Source organism: Kitasatospora sp. NPDC007106 (assembly GCF_040634455.1).
GTDB lineage: Bacteria > Actinomycetota > Actinomycetes > Streptomycetales > Streptomycetaceae > Kitasatospora > Kitasatospora arboriphila.
On record NZ_JBEYFP010001178.1, the window covers coordinates 1 to 1516 of the forward strand.

The window sequence follows — 1516 nt, forward strand, 5'->3', positions numbered from 1 at the left end:
CCGGCAGTCGGCCACCGACTGCCGGACACGGGCCGCAGGACGGCGGGCGCGGGTCAGCCCATGCTCTTCGAGCCGTCCAGGGACTCGCGGATGATGTCGGCGTGGCCGGCGTGCTGAGCGGTCTCGGCGACCACGTGCAGCAGCACGCGGCGGGCCGACCACGCCTCGTCGGCCTGGAACCAGGGGGCCTTCGGCAGCGGCTGGGCGGCGTCCAGGTCCGGGAGCGCGGCGACCAGCTCGTCGGTGCGCCGGGCGACCTCCTCGTAGTCGGCGAGCACGCCGGCGAGCGTGTCGCCGGGCAGCATCCGGAACTCGTCGGCGCGGCGGGCGAAGTCGGCCTCGGTCATCGCGGTGAAGTCGGGCATCGCCGACGGACCCTCCACGATGAAGGCCGCCCAGGTCCGCTCCACCGAGGCGACGTGCTTGACCAGGCCACCCAGACACAGCTCACTGGCCGTGGTCCGCTGTCCGGCCTGCTCGTCGGTGAGGTCGCGGGTGGTGAAGCGCAGGAAGTGCCGCTGCTTGGCCAGCGCCACCAGCAGGTCGGCACGCTCGCCGGTGGGGGTGGGCGCAGTGGTGGGCTCGTTGATCGTCCGGGTCTCGTTCAAGGTGTCCGCCTTACGGTAAGTACGTGTTCCGTCGGTCAGGAACTACGTTATGAGGCATTGAGGTCAGATCCCGACCTGAATTGCCGCGAGATCCGAAGACGCGTCGAATCTTCTCTCCGGGCTTCTGCCGTGCGGCGGTTGGCGTGCTTGCTGCCCCGTCCGCCGCCCGAATCCTCTGGCCGGGGGAGTGGATTCGGGGCAGGGCGGTCAGCCGAGGCGGACCAGCAGGGCATGCCGGTAGCGGGCAGCCGTGCGGACGAACGCCGCCAACTCGAGGTAGTGCCCTGCCACCACCTCCAGCGCGTCCCCGCGCTGCCACAGACCGGCCGGGTACACGTGCGCCTGCGCCAGATCGTCAGCGGTGACACCCTCGGTCAGGACATGGGGCGGGAGTTCGGCGAGGGAGTCGGCGGCGAGCCGGACGCGTTCCGGGTCCAGCAGCCGCGGCGGCCCGTAGCCGGGTGCGGCCGTGTCCGGTACCTCCGCCTCACCGTGGAGCAGGTCCACCGGAAGGCCCCGACGGTCGAGCAGGAATGCGAGTGCGTGCCAGGCCGTGCCGACCTCGTGGCACCGCCGGTCCGCCACGGACAGCTGCCGCTCCGACTCCGCCTCGGCGAGTTCCTCCGCCAACTCCCGTGCCCAGCCGGGCTCCCGCATCGCGCGGTCCGACTGGGACGGTGTCAGACGCGTGTACCGTCCGACAATGCTCATGACCGGATCGTAGCCGCGGCCCCGGTCCGCCCTGGCCGGCCCGGCCTGTCCTGGCCTGGCTCGCCTGCGCCGGCCTGCCCCCGTCCGGACCGGGAGCAGGCCGGAGCAGGGCTGTCAGCTGAGCGCCGGCACGACCAGGGCGGTCGCGCGGGCGAGCAAGGCTTCGTCGGCGGTGGCGTCCGCGCGGGTCGTGGTGG

2 protein-coding genes are annotated in these 1516 nt (G+C 72.7%); both read right to left on the reverse strand.

Annotated features, from left to right (window positions below; all coding sequences use genetic code 11):
* Positions 1–53 precede the first annotated feature (53 nt).
* Positions 54–608, reverse strand: coding sequence for a DinB family protein (locus tag ABZ641_RS36915; RefSeq protein WP_344627902.1), 555 nt, complete (start codon positions 606–608; stop codon positions 54–56).
* A 207-nt stretch (positions 609–815) separates the two neighbouring features.
* Positions 816–1319, reverse strand: coding sequence for a YfbM family protein (locus ABZ641_RS36920; protein WP_359988941.1), 504 nt, complete (start codon positions 1317–1319; stop codon positions 816–818).
* Positions 1320–1516 lie beyond the last annotated feature (197 nt).